The 16238-nt window shown below is 64.7% G+C and carries 17 protein-coding genes and 1 tRNA gene; 11 read left to right on the forward strand and 7 right to left on the reverse strand.

The window, feature by feature from the left end; translation table 11 throughout:
• The 5 genes from H566_RS0117445 to H566_RS26025 all read left to right on the forward strand — a co-directional run bounded on the left by H566_RS0117445 (position 1) and on the right by H566_RS26025 (position 4527).
• Positions 1–696 (forward strand): ubiquinone biosynthesis accessory factor UbiJ, encoded by a 696-nt coding sequence (locus H566_RS0117445; protein ID WP_051378923.1) that lies wholly within the window; start codon positions 1–3, stop codon positions 694–696.
• A 93-nt stretch (positions 697–789) separates the two neighbouring features.
• Positions 790–2376, forward strand: coding sequence for a ubiquinone biosynthesis regulatory protein kinase UbiB (gene ubiB, locus H566_RS0117450; protein WP_028312446.1), 1587 nt, complete (start codon positions 790–792; stop codon positions 2374–2376).
• A complete protein-coding gene (locus H566_RS0117455) occupies positions 2354–3490 on the forward strand; it encodes a phospholipase A (RefSeq protein WP_051378924.1) in 1137 nt (378 codons plus the stop codon). Before ubiB ends, H566_RS0117455 begins: the two co-directional genes overlap by 23 nt.
• Positions 3491–3626: 136 nt before the next feature.
• A complete protein-coding gene (gene grxD, locus H566_RS0117460) occupies positions 3627–3893 on the forward strand; it encodes a Grx4 family monothiol glutaredoxin (protein WP_245591398.1) in 267 nt (88 codons plus the stop codon).
• Positions 3877–4527: a UbiX family flavin prenyltransferase gene (locus tag H566_RS26025; RefSeq protein ID WP_084545247.1), complete on the forward strand. Its 651-nt coding sequence runs from the start codon at positions 3877–3879 to the stop codon at positions 4525–4527. The genes grxD and H566_RS26025 overlap by 17 nt, the downstream gene beginning before the upstream one ends.
• Before the next feature lie 10 nt (positions 4528–4537).
• Here the strand turns inward: H566_RS26025 and H566_RS0117470 are convergent.
• The 6 genes from H566_RS0117470 to petA all read right to left on the reverse strand — a co-directional run bounded on the left by H566_RS0117470 (position 4538) and on the right by petA (position 8667).
• Positions 4538–4613, reverse strand: a tRNA-Thr gene (locus tag H566_RS0117470).
• Between the two features lie 13 nt (positions 4614–4626).
• Complete coding sequence (locus H566_RS0117475) at positions 4627–5100, reverse strand: ClpXP protease specificity-enhancing factor (RefSeq protein ID WP_028312449.1); 474 nt, start codon at positions 5098–5100, stop codon at positions 4627–4629.
• A gap of 40 nt (positions 5101–5140) precedes the next feature.
• Entirely contained in the window at positions 5141–5752 is a 612-nt protein-coding gene (locus H566_RS0117480; RefSeq protein ID WP_028312450.1) for a glutathione S-transferase N-terminal domain-containing protein, read from the reverse strand.
• 95 nt (positions 5753–5847) lie between these two features.
• Positions 5848–6705: a cytochrome c1 gene (locus H566_RS0117485; protein WP_028312451.1), complete on the reverse strand. Its 858-nt coding sequence runs from the start codon at positions 6703–6705 to the stop codon at positions 5848–5850.
• A 20-nt stretch (positions 6706–6725) separates the two neighbouring features.
• Positions 6726–8027 carry a cytochrome b gene (locus H566_RS0117490; protein WP_051378926.1) on the reverse strand — a complete coding sequence of 434 codons (1302 nt, stop codon included), beginning with the start codon at positions 8025–8027 and terminating at the stop codon, positions 6726–6728.
• 16 nt (positions 8028–8043) lie between these two features.
• Positions 8044–8667, reverse strand: a complete 624-nt coding sequence (gene petA / locus H566_RS0117495) for a ubiquinol-cytochrome c reductase iron-sulfur subunit (protein ID WP_028312453.1) — start codon at positions 8665–8667, stop codon at positions 8044–8046.
• A 452-nt stretch (positions 8668–9119) separates the two neighbouring features.
• Here petA and mscL point away from each other — a divergent pair, with 452 nt between their 5' ends.
• Positions 9120–9575: a large conductance mechanosensitive channel protein MscL gene (gene mscL, locus H566_RS0117500; protein ID WP_028312454.1), complete on the forward strand. Its 456-nt coding sequence runs from the start codon at positions 9120–9122 to the stop codon at positions 9573–9575.
• Between the two features lie 10 nt (positions 9576–9585).
• On the opposite strand, the gene H566_RS0117505 is transcribed toward mscL, so the two are convergent.
• Positions 9586–10332: a Nif3-like dinuclear metal center hexameric protein gene (locus tag H566_RS0117505; protein WP_028312455.1), complete on the reverse strand. Its 747-nt coding sequence runs from the start codon at positions 10330–10332 to the stop codon at positions 9586–9588.
• A 72-nt stretch (positions 10333–10404) separates the two neighbouring features.
• On the opposite strand from H566_RS0117505, the gene H566_RS0117510 reads away from it, so the two are divergent.
• The 5 genes from H566_RS0117510 (at position 10405) to tuf (ending at position 16237) form a co-directional block, all read left to right on the forward strand.
• Complete coding sequence (locus H566_RS0117510) at positions 10405–11580, forward strand: S1C family serine protease (RefSeq protein ID WP_028312456.1); 1176 nt, start codon at positions 10405–10407, stop codon at positions 11578–11580.
• Between the two features lie 268 nt (positions 11581–11848).
• Entirely contained in the window at positions 11849–12226 is a 378-nt protein-coding gene (gene rpsL, locus H566_RS0117515; RefSeq protein WP_028312457.1) for a 30S ribosomal protein S12, read from the forward strand.
• A 113-nt stretch (positions 12227–12339) separates the two neighbouring features.
• Positions 12340–12810 (forward strand): 30S ribosomal protein S7, encoded by a 471-nt coding sequence (gene rpsG, locus H566_RS0117520; RefSeq protein ID WP_028312458.1) that lies wholly within the window; start codon positions 12340–12342, stop codon positions 12808–12810.
• A 90-nt stretch (positions 12811–12900) separates the two neighbouring features.
• The gene (gene fusA, locus H566_RS0117525) at positions 12901–15003 is read left to right on the forward strand and encodes an elongation factor G (protein ID WP_028312459.1); all 2103 of its coding nucleotides are present in this window, start codon (positions 12901–12903) and stop codon (positions 15001–15003) included.
• Positions 15004–15046: 43 nt separating this feature from the next.
• Positions 15047–16237: an elongation factor Tu gene (tuf, locus tag H566_RS0117530; protein WP_028309875.1), complete on the forward strand. Its 1191-nt coding sequence runs from the start codon at positions 15047–15049 to the stop codon at positions 16235–16237.
• Position 16238: the final 1 nt, after the last annotated feature.

Consider the following 16238-nt stretch of genomic DNA (forward strand, 5'->3'; position numbering starts at 1 on the left):
ATGACCGCCACGCTTGATGTCACGTCCACCGATGCCGCGCCGGGCCGCGCGACCGAGGCGCCACTGGTCGCGCCGTCCTCGCTCGGCCGCTTCGCGCTCGGCGGGCTGACGGCCGCGCTCAACCATCTGATCGCGTCCGAGCAATGGGCGCGCGACCGGCTGCGCACGCACGCCGGCAAGACCGCGCATGTGTCGGCGCCGCCGTTCGACCTCACGCTCGTCGTGATGAGCGACGGACTGGTCGGCGCGGCCGGCGCTGTCGGCGTGCCCGATGTGCGCCTGGCCATCGACTGGGCCGGCATGCCGGCGACCGCGCGCGGCGCCATGGCCGAGTCCACGCCGCTCGAGGATGCGCTGCTGCGCCATGTGCGCATCGAGGGCGAGGCCGATTTCGCCAACACGCTCGGCCTGCTGCTGCGCCACGTGCGCTGGGATGTCGAGGACGATCTGGCGCGCGTGGTCGGTGACGCGGCTGCCTACCGGCTCATGAGCACGGGCCGCAAGGCCGCGACCACGCTGCGCGAGGGCGCGCGCCGGGTTGCGGGCAACATGGCCGAGTACCTGACGGAAGAGCAGCCTTTCCTCGTGCCCCGCGCGCGGCTGGATGCGCTGCGCGACGACATCCGCGCCACCCAGGCCCAGGTCGAGGCGCTGGAGGCCCGGCTCGCGGCGCTGCTCGCACGGCGCGGTCGCTGAGCGGGCAGCCGGCGCGGAACCCCGGCTTAGAATCGCCGCTCCCTTCCGCAAGGCGCCTTCCGCGCCGCGCTCCTCCGCCTCCCGCCCGTCTTCATGCTCAAGCTGCTGCGCCTCGCCAAGATCGTCTTCGTCGTCCTCAAGTTCGGGCTCGATGAACTGGTGGTGTCGAGCCTGAGGCATCCGGCGTTCAAGCTGCTGCTGCGGGTGCTGACCGTCGGCCGCAAGCTCGACGCGCCGCGCGGCGCGCGCCTGCGCATGGCGCTGGAGGCGCTCGGGCCGATCTTCGTCAAGCTCGGTCAGGTGCTCTCGACGCGGCGCGACCTGCTGCCGCCCGACATCGCCAACGAACTCGCGCTGTTGCAGGACCGCGTGCCGCCCTTCGACAGCGAGCTGGCGGTGCGCGAGATCACCCGCGCGCTCGGCGCTGCGCCCGAGCAGATCTTCGCCACCTTCGAGCGCACGCCGGTTGCGTCGGCGTCGATCGCGCAGGTGCATTTCGCCGCGCTCAAGGACGGCCGCGAGGTCGCGGTCAAGGTGCTGCGCCCGGGCATGAAGGCCGTCATCGACGACGACCTCGCGCTGATGCGCGATGCCGCCGCCCTCATCGAGCGCGTCTGGCGCGACGGCAGGCGGCTCAAGCCCCGCGAGGTCGTGGCCGAGTTCGACACCTATCTGCACGACGAGCTCGACCTCATGCGCGAGGCCGCCAACGCCTCGCAGCTGCGTCGCAACTTCGCCGGCAGCGCGCTGCTGCGCGTGCCCGAGATGCACTGGGATTTCTGCCGCGAGAACGTGATCGTGATGGAGCGCATGCACGGCATCCCGATCGGTCAGATCGAACGCATCGTCGCCGCCGGCATCGATCTCAAGAAGCTGTCGAGCGACGGGGTGGAAATTTTCTTCACCCAGGTGTTCCGGCATGGCTTCTTCCATGCCGACATGCATCCCGGGAACATCTACGTGAGCCAGGCGCCGGAGTCGCGCGGCCAGTACATCGCGCTCGACTTCGGTATCGTCGGCACGCTGTCGGACGTGGACCGCGACTACCTCGCGCAGAACTTCCTGGCCTTCTTCAACCGCGACTACCGGCGCGTCGCCCAGGCCCACATCGACTCGGGCTGGGTGCCGAAGGGCACGCGCGTCGAGGAGCTAGAGGCTGCGGTGCGCTCGACCTGCGAGCCGATCTTCGACAAGCCGCTCAAGGACATCTCCTTCGGCCATGTGCTGCTGCGGCTGTTCCAGCTGTCGCGTCGCTTCAATGTCGAGGTCCAGCCCCAGCTCGTGCTGCTGCAGAAGACGCTGCTCAACATCGAGGGTCTCGGCCGCCAGCTTGATCCCGATCTCGACCTGTGGAAGACCGCTCGCCCCATCCTCCAGCGCTGGATGGACGAGCAGCTGGGCCTGCGCGCCTTCCTCTCGCGCAGCAAGGTCGAGCTGCCTCTCATCGCCGGTCGGCTGCCGCAGATTCCGCGCCTCGTGCACCAGGTGCTGGAGCAGCAGGTCGAGGCGCACGAGCGTTTCGATCGGCAAGAGAAATTGCTTGCGCTGATCGCGCGCCAGCAGCATCGCCGACGCAGCGCATGGCCGCTGCTGGTGATGTTCGGGCTCGGGCTGATCGTGGGGGTGCTGCTTGTCATCTACTTCTTGCACGCGGGGCATGCCGCGGCAACTTTCCTCTGACGCCGGTCTTGCGCGAACGTCGGCACGGCTGATCCTGCTGCCGGCGCTGTTTGGCGGGCTGGCCGGCGTGGCGCGAGCGCAGGCGCTGCCCGCCACGGGCGAGCCACCCGCCCAACCTGCCGATTGCCGCCGCCTGCTCGTCGATGCCGAGCGCCTTGCCTGCTACGACCGCACCTTCGGCGTGCTGCCCGCCGGCAGCGCCGGCGTGGCGCGCCGCCCGGGCGGTGTCAGCGACGCCTCGGCCGCGCCGGCGGAAGAGCCCGTCGTCGCCCCTGTCGATGCCAGCCTGCCCATGCCGACCGCCAGCTACCTCGAGGAAGCCTGGGAGCTCACACCCGCGACGCGGCATTCGGCGCTCACTTTCCAGCCTTACCGACCGAGCTACATCCTTCCGCTGCATGTGACCGATTCGGTCAACAACCAACCCGTCAGTCCGACGCGCGCCGTGCCCGCCAACGCGGGTGGCCTGAAAGCGGCCGAGCTGAGCTTCCAGCTCAGTTTCAAGACCCGGCTCTTGTCCGATCTGCTCAAGGACGGGCCGGTGCGTGGTGGCGATCTCTGGTTCGGCTACACCCAGACGTCCTATCTCCAGTCCTACAACAAGGGCCTGTCGTCACCGTTCCGCGAAACCGACTACGAGCCCGAACTCGTGTTCTCGCTGCATCCCGATGCCGAGCTGGCGGGTTGGCGCTGGCGCGTACTGAACCTCGGCTACGCCCACCAGTCCAACGGCCGCACCGTGCCGCTGTCGCGCAGCTGGAACCGGCTCTACATCGCCGCAGGCATAGAGCGGGGGGATTTGGCATTGATCGTGCGTCCGTGGTGGAGAACGCCGGAATCGCGCGGCGATGACGACAATCCGGACATCGCGCGCTACATCGGCCGGGTCGAGTTGCAGGGCGTGTGGTCGCCCGGGCGCCAGCGCATCACGCTGACGGCCAGGGGCACGCCGGGGTCGGACGACGCGCGAGGCAGCGTGGCGCTCGACTGGAGCTTCCCGATCTGGTCACGGTTGCGCGGCTATGCCCGAATGTTCAGCGGCTATGGCGAAAGTCTCATCGACTACAACCATCGCCAGAATTCGCTGGGCCTAGGCGTGTCGCTGGCCGAATGAGCCACGCTTTCCGGTTTGCGCGCTGATGTACCCTCGGGCCGTCGAAAGCCCCCTACCAAACCTTCTCCAGGAGCCTGTCGTGGACGCCAAAGAGTTCATCCAGAAGACCGTCACCGAAAACCCCATCGTCCTGTTCATGAAGGGCAATGCGCAGTTCCCGCAATGCGGTTTCTCGGGCCGTGCGATCCAGCTGCTGAAGGCCGCCGGCGCGACCAACGTCGTCACGGTCAACGTGCTCGACGACGATTCGATCCGCCAGGGCATCAAGGAATTCTCGAACTGGCCGACCGTTCCCCAGCTCTACATCAAGGGTGAATTCGTTGGTGGCTCGGACATCATGGGCGAGATGTTCCAGGCCGGCGAACTCCAGGAAATGATCAAGAAGCTTGCCCCCGCTGCTTGATTTCGTGCCCGTCGCGTCGTCGCCCGCGACGGCGCGACCGAGGCTGATCGTCGCGATCACCGGCGCCACGGGTGCCGTCTACGGTGTTCGCCTGCTCCAGGTGTTGCGTGAGTCGAGCGTGGATACCCATCTGCTCGTGTCGTCGGCAGGCTGGCTGAACATCCGTCAGGAACTCGGCCTGGAGCGCGGCGAGGTCGAATCGCTTGCCGCGGTTACGCATTCCGTGCGGGACGTGGGCGCTAGCATCGCCTCGGGATCGTTTGCGACGATGGGCATGGTGATCGCGCCGTGCTCAATGAAGACACTGGCGGCCGTTGCTCACGGCATGGCCGACAACCTCATCACCCGCGCGGCCGATGTGACGCTCAAGGAACGTCGCCGACTTGTGATGATGGTGCGTGAGACGCCGCTCAATCTGGCCCACATCCGCAACATGGAGGCGATCACGCTGATGGGGGGGGTCATCTTCCCGCCGGTGCCGGCCTTCTATCAGCGACCGGCCACCATCGCGGAGCTGATCGATCACACATTAGGACGTGTGCTGGACATTCTCGGTCTGCCACAGACGCTCAATGCGCCTTGGCTGGGTCTGGATCTGAAACGAGGACGCGTCGAGAGTTCGGCGGGCGAGTAACGCGAGAATCTGGTGCCGCTTGTCCGAATCGAACGGACGACCTACGGTTTACAAGACCGTTGCTCTACCAACTGAGCTAAAGCGGCAGGGCGGCGCAGTCTACTTGATGCGCCTGAGTTGTGGACGACCGCCTGGTGCGGGTGGAACGGGTGGTTCCGGCAGGCCGGGATCGTCGTGCTCGCGCAGTTCGGTCGGTGTCGGCACGGCTGCCAGAGTCGGGCGTTCCGATGGCGTTTCCTCGGCCTCGTCGGCATCAGCGTGCCGCGATACCTCGAATGCCATGCCATGCCCAGTCTCACGAGCGTAGATCGAGATGATGTTGTCGATGGGTATCGACAGATCACGCGCGACGCCGCCGAAGCGAGCCTGGAAGCCGAGCAGATCATTGCCGATCGACAGCTTGTGCGTCGCGAGTGGCGAGATGTTGAGCACGATCTCGCCGTTCTTGACGAATTCCCGCGGCACAAGCGTGCGCTCGTCGACGGCCACGGCGATGTAAGGCGTGTAGCCGGCGTCGCCGCACCATTCGTAGAGCGCGCGGATCAGATAGGGCTTGGTCGAAAGTTCTGACATGCCGCGAGTGTAGCCAAATGCGTTGATGCGCAAGCCGCGATCAGCGGCGCATGACCTTTTCGGACGGGGTCAGCGCTTCGATGTAGGCCGGGCGGCTGAAGATGCGCTCGCCGTACTTCATGATCGGTGCGGCCGATTTCGGCAGATCAATGCCGTAGTGATCGAGGCGCCAGAGCAGCGGCGCGATCGCCACGTCGAGCATCGAGAATTCCTCGCCCATCCAGTACTTGTGCTTCGTGAACACCGGCGCGAGTTGCACCAGTTGCTCGCGGATCGAGGCGCGCGCCTTTTCCTGCGCCTTCTCGACGCCCTTGGCATTGCGGCTTTCAAGCACGGACACGTGGCTGAAGATGTCGCGTTCGAGGTTGAACAGGAACAGGCGGGCGCGGGCACGCCAGAGCGGATCGGCCGGCATCAGCTGCGGATGCGGGAAGCGCTCGTCGATGTACTCGTTGATGATGTTCGACTCGTACAGGATCAGGTCGCGTTCGACGAGGATCGGCACCTGTCCGTAGGGATTCATGACGTTGATGTCTTCCGGCTTGTTGAACAGGTCGACATCGCGGATCTCGAAATCCATGCCCTTTTCGAACAGCACGAGGCGGCAGCGCTGGCTGAAGGGGCAGGTCGTGCCCGAGTACAGAACCATCATGTTTGTTGCTCTCCACAATGACACAAGGGTGAGCATATGCTCACCCTTGCTTGCGACACCGCGCAAAACCCAAGTTTCGCGCGGAATTACCGGATTTAACGGATGTCCTTCCAGTACGCGGCATTCAGGCGCCACGCAAGGAAGGTGAACACCGCCAGGAAGGCCAGCACTACCGCACCGAGCTTGATGCGGGTCTGCTTGATCGGCTCGGCCGTCCAGGCGAGAAAGGCGACGATGTCGCCGACCTGTTCGTCGTAGGCGGCAGCCTTGGCCGCGTCGCCCGCAGTGAATTCGCGGTGGACGCTTTCGTGATGCGCATCGGCCGGCTCGGTCTTTTCGGTCTTGAAGCCGGTGGCGTCATAGGTCGTCGTGACCTTGACCCATTTGGCGTCGGCGCCCGCACCTTCGGGCTTGACCTCCTCGACCTTCAGTTCGCGCGGACCTTGCAGTCCGTACAGGATGTGCGGCATGCCGACGTTCGGGAACACCGTGTTGTTCCAGCCGGTCGGGCGATCTGCGTCGCGGTAGAACGAGCGCAGATAGGTATAGATCCAGTCCACGCCCGGCGCTTCTTCCGTCGAGCGGGCGCGGGCTTCGAGTGTCAGATCGGGCGGCGTGACACCGAAGAACGACTTGGCGTCCTTGGCATTCATCGCGATCGTCATCTGGTCGCCGATCTTGTCCGTCGTGAACATAAGGTTGTCCTGGATCTGTTCCTTCGTGAGGCCCAGCTCGGTCAGACGGTTGTAGCGCACGGCCGAAAGACCGTGGCAGTTCAGGCAGTAGTTGACGAACAGCTTGGCACCGTTCTGCAGCGCGGCGAGGTCGGTCGCCTTGGCCTTCGGGAAGTGGTCGAGTTCGACGCCACCACCATTGGCTTGGGCTGCCGGGCTGATCCACATGGCCGCGGCGGCAACAACGGCCGACACGGCAGCGAGAAGCTTCTTCTTCATGATGTTGTTTTCCTCGGTGCTCAGTGCGGCTTGAAGTTCACGCGCTCCGGCGGTTGCTTGAACGTGCCCATGCGGCTCCAGATCGGCATCAGGATGAAGAAGCCGAAATAGATCAGGGTGCCGATCTGGGAAACGATCTGGCCGACGGGCGACGGCGGTTGCACGCCGAGGTAGCCGAGGATGACGAAGTTGATGAAGAAGACGCCGTAGACCAGCTTGTGCCAGAACGGGCGGTAGCGGATCGACTTGACGGGCGAGCGGTCGAGCCAGGGCAGGAAGCCGAGGATGACGACGCCGAGGCCCATGAAGATCACGCCCCAAAGCTTCGCGTCCAGCCAGAAGAAGTTGAACGTGTTGGCGCGGAGGATCGAGTAGAAGGGCGTGAAGTACCAGACCGGCGCGATGTGCGGCGGGGTCTTGAACGGGTCCGCCGGGAAGAAGTTGTTGGCTTCCAGGAAGTAGCCGCCGGCCTCGGGCGCAAAGAACACGATCGCCGAGAAGACCATCAGGAACATGCCGACGCCGAACACGTCGTGCACGGTGTAGTACGGATGGAAGGGGATGCCGTCGAGCGGAATGCCGCGAGCGTCCTTCTTGGCCTTGATTTCGACGCCGTCGGGGTTGTTGGAGCCGACTTCGTGCAGGGCGATGATGTGCGCGACGATGAGGCCGATCAGCACCAGCGGCACGGCGATGACGTGCAGTGCGAAGAAGCGGTTCAGCGTGGCGTCGCTCACGACGTAGTCGCCGCGGATGAAGACCGACAGGTCCGGTCCGATCAGCGGGATCGCCGAGAACAGGTTCACGATGACCTGGGCACCCCAGAACGACATCTGGCCCCAGGGCAGCAGGTAGCCCATGAAGGCTTCGGCCATGAGCGCGAGGAAGATCGCGACGCCGAACACCCAGACGAGTTCACGCGGCTTGCGGTACGAGCCGTAGAGCAGGCCACGCACCATGTGCAGGTACACGACGACGAAGAACATTGATGCGCCGGTCGAGTGCATGTAGCGGATCAGCCAGCCCCAGGGGACGTCGCGCATGATGTACTCGACGCTCGCGAACGCGACCGGCAGGCCGGCGGCGTTGATCGAGGCATCGGGCTTGTAGTTCATGACCAGGAAGATCCCGGTCAGGATCTGGATCACCAGCACCAGCAGCGCGAGCGAACCGAAGAAGTACCAGGCGTTGAAATTCTTGGGCGCGTAGTACTCGGACAGGTGGGCCTTGTACGTGACCGACAGCGGGAAGCGGTTGTCGATCCAGTTCAGGAACTTGACGCCGACGGGCGCGTCGGCGGGGACTTCGTGGAATTCAGCCATTTCTAGTGGTCTCCGCTCAGGCCTTCTTGTCTTCGCCGATGATGATCTTGGTGTCCGACAGGTACATATGCGGAGGCACTTCGAGGTTGTCGGGCGCGGGCTTGTTCTTGAACACGCGGCCGGCCAGGTCGAAGGTCGAGCCGTGGCAGGGGCACAGGAAGCCGCCGGCCCAGTCGTCGGGCAGGTTGGGCTGGGGGCCGGGCGTGAAGCGCGAGTTCGGCGAGCAGCCCAGGTGGGTGCAGATGCCGATCACGACGAGCAGGTCTTCCTTGCGCGAACGGGTTTCGTTCTTCGCGTACTCGGGGGTCATGCCCGGGCGGTCCGACTTGGGGTCGGCGACCTGCGAGTCGGTCTTCTTGAGCGACTCGATCATCGACTGGTCGCGCTTGAGCAGCCAGACCGGCTTGCCGCGCCATTCGACGGTCTTGAGCTGGCCGGGCTTGAGGTCGGCAACATCGACTTCGACCGGCGCGCCGGCAGCCTTGGCGCGCTCGGACGGCTGGAAGCTCAGGATGAACGGCGCAGCGACGGCGGCACCGAGCGCGGCGCCCGCGCCGCAGGTCAGCGTCAGCCAGGTGCGGCGGGAAGGATCGACTTCGGCATCGCCGGGCTGGCCGGCAGTCGGGTTCTGGGTACTCATGGGAGCAGGTTCCTCGAGAACGGATTCCTGGTCGAGCTTTCGGCCGACACCTGACGGCGCGGCGTGATCTCGTTGTTGGACGCGGATGGAGCGGTGATTTGACTTCGTGCTGCGGCGGCTCTTGTGTGCTGGTGCTTGGGTGGTGCTGTGCAGCAAAAGACGCTGTCTGGCTTCGCGCTTGTGGCCAGTGGTGATTCGCGTGCGCGGTCGGCGCAACGCGCCATTCTAGCGTTTCCTGTCAAGCCTGAAAAACCTGTGTCCGTCCGTTCTGTGTTGCGGACCGTCCGGCGTGTGCCTGCGGCGCGACGGCTTGGCTAGGTGAAATTTCCAGACCACTCTCGCGCAGCCAATCGTTGCCGGTCTGGACGTCGGCAGTTGATAGACGCATTTTCTTGCCGCCGGCTTGCGTCGAAGCGCCGGCGGGCAGCATCCCAACATCCGAGGAATATGAAATGAGCTTCCTGAAGGAGTTCCGCGCCTTCGCCGTACGCGGCAACGTCATCGACCTGGCAGTCGGCGTGATCATCGGCGCCGCGTTCGGCAAGATCGTGGATTCAGTGGTGAAGGACCTGATCAATCCGCTGGTGGGGATCGTCGTCGGCAAGCCCGACTTCACCAACTTGTTCCTCGTGCTGCAGATGCCCGACAACTATTCGGGACCGATGACCTACGAAGCGCTTACCAAGGCGGGTGCGACGGTGTTCGGCTATGGCGCCTTCCTGACGGTGTTGGTGCAGTTCATCCTGCTGGCCTTCGCGATCTTCTGGCTCGTGAAGTTCATCAACAAGGCGCAGAGCAAGGTCGTGAGCGAGAAAGCGGCCGAGCCGCCGGCTGCCCCGCCGCCCACGCCGGAAGACATCGTGCTGCTGCGCGAGATCCGCGACAGCTTGCGCCAGCCGCAGCGCTGAGGCTCGGTGCTCAGGCCGGATTGGGAATGTCGATGAAGCGGTGTTCGATGCCCAGTTCGGTTGCGAGGTACTCGCCGAGTGCCTGCACGCCGTAGCGTTCGGTCGCATGGTGGCCGCAGGCGAAGTAGGCGATACCGGCCTCGGCGGCAATGTGCGCCGTCGGCTCCGAAATTTCGCCGGACAGGAAGGCGTCGCAGCCGGCGTCGATGGCCACATCGATGAAGCCCTGGCCGCCGCCAGTGCACCAGCCGATGCGCCGCAACCGTCGGGCGGTGTTGCCGACAACGGTCGGGGTCCTTTTAAGCGCGAGTTCGATTCGGGTGGTCAGTTCAGTGACTGAGAGCGCCTGGGCCGGCTCGCTCCACGGCAGCATCCCGGGCTCGCCGGCATTGCCATCGATACCGAGGCCGAGCACGGCGCCGAGCCGGGCGTTGTTGCCGAGGCTTGCATGCGCATCGAGCGGCAGGTGATACGCGAACAGGTTGATGTCATGGGCGAGCAAGGCGCGCAATCGCGCATGCATGCGCCCGACGATACGCGGACTCTCGTTGCGCCAGAAATAGCCGTGATGGACCAGGACGGCGTCCGCGCCGGCGGCGATGGCGCTTTCCAGCAGTGTCAGTGAAGCGGTCACCCCGCTCACCACCCGGCGGATGCGGTCGCGCCCCTGCACCTGGAGGCCGTTCGGGCAGTAGTCCTTGAATCGCCCGCAATCGAGCAATTGGTCGAGATGGCGGGCAAGCTCGTCCCGGCCGATGGTGCCGAGGGGCGTGGGCGGTGCGGTGCTGTCCATCGGTTCTAGAATCGCGCGCTCTTCAGAAAGTCCCGGATGCTACGCCGACTCTGGTTGATCTTTGCGCAGGCGGTGACCGTCGCGCTCGCTGCCCTCTTCGTGCTCGACACGCTTCGTCCGGACTGGCGTCTGCCATTGCATGACGACGGCGCGCGAGCGCCCGTCGTGGTGGCGCCGACGCGTGATGCGCCCAGCGCGCATCCGGCACCGGCCTCCTATGCCGATGCGGCGCGCCGTGCGACGCCCGCGGTCGTCAATATCAACACCACGCGGGAGCGCGCGAGCCGCGACGAGCGCGTCTATCGATATTTCTTTGGCGACGGCCAAGGTGGCCGCGGCGATCCAGAGGCGAGTCTAGGTTCGGGCGTGGTGGTGAGCGCCGACGGTTATGTACTCACGAACAACCACGTGATCGAGGACGCGGCGGGCATCGAGGTGGTGTTCGGCGACGGTCGTCGCGCCGCCGCCCGGGTGGTCGGTACCGACCCGGAAACCGATCTGGCGCTGTTGCGCGTCGATCTGCCGGCCGGGGAAGAGCGGGCCTTGCCCGCCATTGAGTTCGGGCGCGACGAGGATGTGCATGTCGGAGATGTGGTGCTGGCCATCGGCAATCCGTTCGGCATCGGTTCGACGGTGACGATGGGGATCGTCTCCGCTACCGGGCGCGCCAACCTTCAGTTGAGCGTGTTCGAGAACTTCATCCAGACCGATGCGGCCATCAATCCCGGCAATTCGGGCGGTGCGCTCGTGGATGTTGACGGGCGGCTGATCGGCATCAATAGCGCGATCCTCACGCGCACGGGAGCGGCATCGGGGATTGGCTTCGCCATTCCGGCCTCGACTGCTCGCCAGGTGATGGAAGGGCTGGCGAACGAGGGGCAGGTGGTGCGCGGCTACATTGGCGTCGAGACGCAAGATGTCTCGCCCGAGCTTGCTGATGCGTTCCAGTTGTCGAGTCGGCGTGGTGCGCTCATCACCGGACTGGTCCGGGGCGGTCCGGCCGAGCGGGCAGGGGTGAAGACCGGCGACATCCTGGTCGCCATCGAAGGGGCGCCCACGGATGATTCGAGTGCGATGCTCAATCAGGTTGCGCGGCTGAAGCCCGGGGTGAGTGCCCGCCTGACGCTCAACCGGGATCGCAAACAGGTGGAAGTGACGGTGGAGGTGGGCTTGCGCCCGAGACCCCCTAAGGCGCGCCGACGCGGAGAATGACCGGCGGACGCTCGGTTGACGCTCTTGTCGTCACATGAATAGAATTGCGGTTCCCTTGAATCGGGTGACTGTGGCCATTGGCGCGCCAACCTCCATGACGTTGGCGGGCGCGCGAAGCCCGGCCGTTTCATTGCGAATCGCTCTTTGGCTGCCTCAGGCGCGCCATTGCGCGCTTCGTGGTGGCGGCAGTCCTCCGAACAAGAACTTCGAAGAACCTGCCGGCTTCGCTCGCAACGAGAGTCGCCGGCGTCCGTTGGATTGGACTGCTATGCCCACCATCAGCCAGCTCGTTCGCAAGCCGCGCGTTCTCGCGCATGCGAAGAGCAAGAGCCCCGCGCTGGAAGACTGCCCGCAGAAGCGCGGCGTCTGCACCCGCGTCTACACCACCACCCCGAAGAAGCCGAACTCGGCGCTGCGTAAGGTCGCCAAGGTGCGCCTCACGAACGGCTACGAAGTCATTTCGTACATCGGCGGTGAAGGCCACAACCTGCAGGAACACTCGGTCGTGCTGATCCGCGGCGGCCGTGTGAAGGACTTGCCTGGCGTGCGCTATCACATCGTTCGCGGCTCGCTTGACCTTCAAGGCGTCAAGGACCGGAAGCAGGCCCGTTCGAAGTACGGCGCGAAGCGCCCGAAGAAGGCCTGATAGCCCGTCGTTTCAAATGCCGGCCGCACATCGGTGTCGCCGAGTAAGTCGCCATCCTTGGGTGGCACCCGGAGCGAAACAAATCGCCTCCAGACTGAAGCCAGGAGTCAGCAATGCCCCGTCGTCGTGAAGTACCCAAGCGCGAGATCCTGCCCGATCCGAAGTTCGGCAGCGTCGATCTCGCCAAGTTCGCCAACGTCATCATGCTCAGCGGCAAGAAGGCCGTCGCCGAGCGCATCATCTATGGCGCCCTCGACACGATCCAGGCCAAGACCGGCAAGGATCCGATCGAGGTGTTCACCACCGCCATCAACAACGTCAAGCCGATGGTGGAAGTGAAGAGCCGTCGTGTCGGTGGCGCCAACTACCAAGTGCCCGTCGAAGTGCGTCCGGTGCGTCGCACCGCGCTGTCGATGCGCTGGCTTCGTGAAGCTGCCATCAAGCGCAGCGAAAAATCCGCAGCCCTGCGCCTCGCCGGCGAGCTGCTCGATGCCGCCGAAGGCAAGGGCGGCGCGATGAAGAAGCGCGACGAAGTGCACCGCATGGCCGAGGCCAACAAGGCCTTCTCGCACTTCCGCTTCTAAGCAGCGAGCGACGACGGGCCGTCGCGACAGCGCGGTCCGTTCGCGCTGTCGGCGGCCCGTTCCCTCTTCACGTTTTCTCAGGTTCCCACCATGGCACGCAAGACTCCCATCGAGCGCTACCGGAACATCGGCATCTCGGCGCACATCGACGCCGGCAAGACCACGACGACCGAGCGCATCCTTTTCTACACCGGTGTGAACCACAAGATCGGCGAAGTGCACGACGGTGCCGCGACGATGGACTGGATGGAGCAGGAACAAGAGCGCGGCATCACGATCACGTCAGCCGCGACGACCTGCTTCTGGAAGGGCATGGCCGGCAACTTCCCCGAGCACCGCGTCAACATCATCGACACCCCGGGGCACGTCGACTTCACCATCGAAGTCGAGCGCTCGATGCGCGTGCTGGATGGCGCGTGCATGGTGTATTGCGCGGTCGGCGGCGTGCAGCCGCAGTCGGAAACCGTCTGGCGCCAGGCCAACAAGTACGGCGTTCCCCGCCTCGCGTTCGTCAACAAGATGGACCGTACCGGCGCGAACTTCTTCAAGGTGTACGAGCAGATGCGCGGCCGCCTGAAGGCCAACCCCGTGCCCCTGCAAGTGCCCATCGGTGCTGAAGAAAACTTCCAGGGCGTGGTCGACCTCGTGAAGATGAAGGCGATCATCTGGGACGACGCGTCGCAAGGCACCAAGTTCGCCTATGGCGACATCCCGGCCGACCTCGTCGATACCTGCAACGAGTGGCGCGAGAAACTGGTCGAAGCGGCTGCCGAGTCGTCGGAAGAGTTGATGAACAAGTACCTCGAGGGCAACGAGCTCACCGAGGAAGAAATCAAGAAGGCGATCCGTCAGCGCACGATCGGCGGCGAGATCCAGCCGATGCTCTGCGGCACCGCGTTCAAGAACAAGGGCGTGCAGGCCATGCTCGACGCGGTCATCGAGTACCTGCCGTCGCCGGTCGACATCCCGCCGGTGACCGGCCATGACGACGACGACAAGGAAGCGTCGCGCAAGGCGGACGACAACGAGAAGTTCTCGGCGCTGGCGTTCAAGCTCATGACCGACCCGTTCGTCGGCCAGCTCACGTTCATCCGCGTGTACTCGGGCGTCGTGTCGTCGGGCGATACCGTCTACAACCCGATCAAGGGCAAGAAGGACCGTATTGGCCGTCTGCTGCAGATGCACGCCAACCAGCGTGACGAAATCAAGGAAGTCCGCGCGGGCGACATCGCCGCTGCTGTCGGCCTGAAGGAAGTCACGACCGGCGAAACCCTGTGCGACCCCGAGGCGATCATCACGCTCGAGCGCATGGAGTTCCCCGAGCCCGTGATCTCGCAGGCTGTCGAACCCAAGACCAAGTCGGACCAGGAAAAGATGGGCATCGCCTTGCAGCGTCTCGCGCAGGAAGACCCGTCGTTCCGCGTCAAGACCGACGAGGAATCGGGCCAGACCATCATCTCCGGGATGGGCGAACTGCACCTCGAAATCATTGTCGATCGCATGAAGCGCGAATTCGGTGTCGAGGCCAACGTCGGCAAGCCGCAGGTGGCCTACCGCGAAACCATCCGCTCGATCTGCGAAGAAGCCGAAGGCAAGTTCGTCAAGCAGTCGGGTGGTCGTGGCCAGTACGGTCACGTCGTTCTCAAGCTCGAGCCGCAGGAACCGGGCAAGGGCTACGAGTTCGTCGACGCGATCAAGGGTGGTGTGGTTCCGCGCGAATACATCCCGGCGGTCGACAAGGGCATCCAGGACACGCTCAACGCCGGCGTGCTCGCGGGCTATCCGGTCGTGGACATCAAGGTCACGCTGTTCTTCGGCTCGTACCACGATGTGGACTCGAATGAAAACGCGTTCAAGATGGCCGCTTCGATGGGCTTCAAGGAAGGCATGCGCAAGGCCAAGCCGGTCCTGCTCGAGCCGATGATGGCCGTTGAAGTCGAAACCCCCGAGGACTACGCCGGCACCGTGATGGGCGACCTCTCGTCGCGTCGCGGCATGGTCCAGGGCATGGACGATATCACCGGCGGCGGCAAGATCATCAAGGCCGAAGTTCCGTTGGCGGAGATGTTCGGCTACTCGACGACGCTGCGTTCGGCCACGCAAGGCCGCGCCACGTACACGATGGAATTCAAGCACTACGCCGAAGCGCCGAAGAACGTCGCCGAAGCGGTCATCAGCGCCCGCACCAAGTAATTCGGGCCCCCGTTTTCACTGATCCGGATATCAAGGAACAAACATGGCAAAGAGCAAGTTTGAACGGACCAAGCCGCACGTGAACGTGGGCACGATTGGTCACGTTGACCACGGCAAGACGACGCTGACGGCGGCGATCACGACGGTGCTGTCGCGCAAGTTCGGTGGCGAAGCCAAGGCCTACGATCAGATCGACGCGGCGCCGGAAGAAAAGGCGCGCGGCATCACGATCAACACCGCGCACGTCGAGTACGAAACGGCCAACCGCCACTACGCGCACGTCGACTGCCCGGGTCACGCCGACTACGTCAAGAACATGATCACCGGCGCCGCCCAGATGGACGGCGCGATCCTGGTGTGCTCGGCTGCCGATGGTCCGATGCCGCAAACGCGTGAGCACATCCTGCTGGCCCGTCAGGTCGGCGTGCCCTACATCATCGTCTTCCTGAACAAGGCGGACATGGTCGACGACGCCGAACTGCTTGAGCTCGTCGAAATGGAAGTGCGCGAACTGCTCAGCAAGTACGACTTCCCCGGCGACGACACCCCGATCGTCAAGGGCTCGGCCAAGCTCGCCCTTGAAGGCGACAAGGGCGAACTCGGCGAAGAAGCCATCTACAAGCTCGCCGAAGCCCTCGACACCTACATCCCGACGCCCGAGCGCGCCGTTGACGGCACCTTCCTGATGCCCGTCGAAGACGTGTTCTCGATCTCGGGTCGCGGCACGGTCGTGACCGGTCGCGTCGAGCGCGGCATCGTCAAGGTCGGCGACGAAATCGAAATCGTCGGCATCAAGGCGACCGTCAAGACGACCTGCACGGGCGTCGAAATGTTCCGCAAGCTGCTCGACCAGGGTCAGGCTGGCGACAACGTCGGCATCCTGCTGCGCGGCACCAAGCGCGAAGACGTCGAGCGCGGCCAGGTGCTGTGCAAGCCGGGCTCGATCAAGCCCCATACCCACTTCACCGCCGAGGTCTATGTTCTCAGCAAGGAAGAGGGCGGCCGCCACACCCCGTTCTTCAACAACTATCGCCCGCAGTTCTACTTCCGCACGACGGACGTGACCGGCGCGATCGAGTTGCCGAAGGACAAGGAAATGGTCATGCCGGGCGACAACGTGTCGATCACCGTCAAGCTGATCGCCCCGATCGCCATGGAAGAGGGCCTGCGCTTCGCCATCCGTGAAGGTGGCCGTACCGTCGGCGCCGGCGTCGTCGCGAAGATCATCGAGTAAT

It is taken from the genome of Derxia gummosa DSM 723, from assembly GCF_000482785.1.
GTDB lineage: Bacteria > Pseudomonadota > Gammaproteobacteria > Burkholderiales > Burkholderiaceae_E > Derxia > Derxia gummosa.

What these genes read in the sequence shown, in the direction of transcription:
- ubiB (WP_028312446.1), top strand. Translation starts at nt 790, where the DNA reads ATGCTCAAGCTGCTGCGCCTCGCCAAGATCGTCTTCGTCGTCCTCAAG.
- mscL (WP_028312454.1), top strand. Translation starts at nt 9,120, where the DNA reads ATGAGCTTCCTGAAGGAGTTCCGCGCCTTCGCCGTACGCGGCAACGTC.
- H566_RS0117485 (WP_028312451.1), bottom strand. Translation starts at nt 6,705, where the DNA reads ATGAAGAAGAAGCTTCTCGCTGCCGTGTCGGCCGTTGTTGCCGCCGCG.
- tuf (WP_028309875.1), top strand. Translation starts at nt 15,047, where the DNA reads ATGGCAAAGAGCAAGTTTGAACGGACCAAGCCGCACGTGAACGTGGGC.
- H566_RS0117510 (WP_028312456.1), top strand. Translation starts at nt 10,405, where the DNA reads ATGCTACGCCGACTCTGGTTGATCTTTGCGCAGGCGGTGACCGTCGCG.
- H566_RS0117475 (WP_028312449.1), bottom strand. Translation starts at nt 5,100, where the DNA reads ATGTCAGAACTTTCGACCAAGCCCTATCTGATCCGCGCGCTCTACGAA.
- H566_RS0117455 (WP_051378924.1), top strand. Translation starts at nt 2,354, where the DNA reads ATGCCGCGGCAACTTTCCTCTGACGCCGGTCTTGCGCGAACGTCGGCA.
- H566_RS0117480 (WP_028312450.1), bottom strand. Translation starts at nt 5,752, where the DNA reads ATGATGGTTCTGTACTCGGGCACGACCTGCCCCTTCAGCCAGCGCTGC.
- H566_RS0117490 (WP_051378926.1), bottom strand. Translation starts at nt 8,027, where the DNA reads ATGGCTGAATTCCACGAAGTCCCCGCCGACGCGCCCGTCGGCGTCAAG.
- H566_RS0117445 (WP_051378923.1), top strand. Translation starts at nt 1, where the DNA reads ATGACCGCCACGCTTGATGTCACGTCCACCGATGCCGCGCCGGGCCGC.
- rpsL (WP_028312457.1), top strand. Translation starts at nt 11,849, where the DNA reads ATGCCCACCATCAGCCAGCTCGTTCGCAAGCCGCGCGTTCTCGCGCAT.
- petA (WP_028312453.1), bottom strand. Translation starts at nt 8,667, where the DNA reads ATGAGTACCCAGAACCCGACTGCCGGCCAGCCCGGCGATGCCGAAGTC.
- grxD (WP_245591398.1), top strand. Translation starts at nt 3,627, where the DNA reads ATGAAGGGCAATGCGCAGTTCCCGCAATGCGGTTTCTCGGGCCGTGCG.
- fusA (WP_028312459.1), top strand. Translation starts at nt 12,901, where the DNA reads ATGGCACGCAAGACTCCCATCGAGCGCTACCGGAACATCGGCATCTCG.
- rpsG (WP_028312458.1), top strand. Translation starts at nt 12,340, where the DNA reads ATGCCCCGTCGTCGTGAAGTACCCAAGCGCGAGATCCTGCCCGATCCG.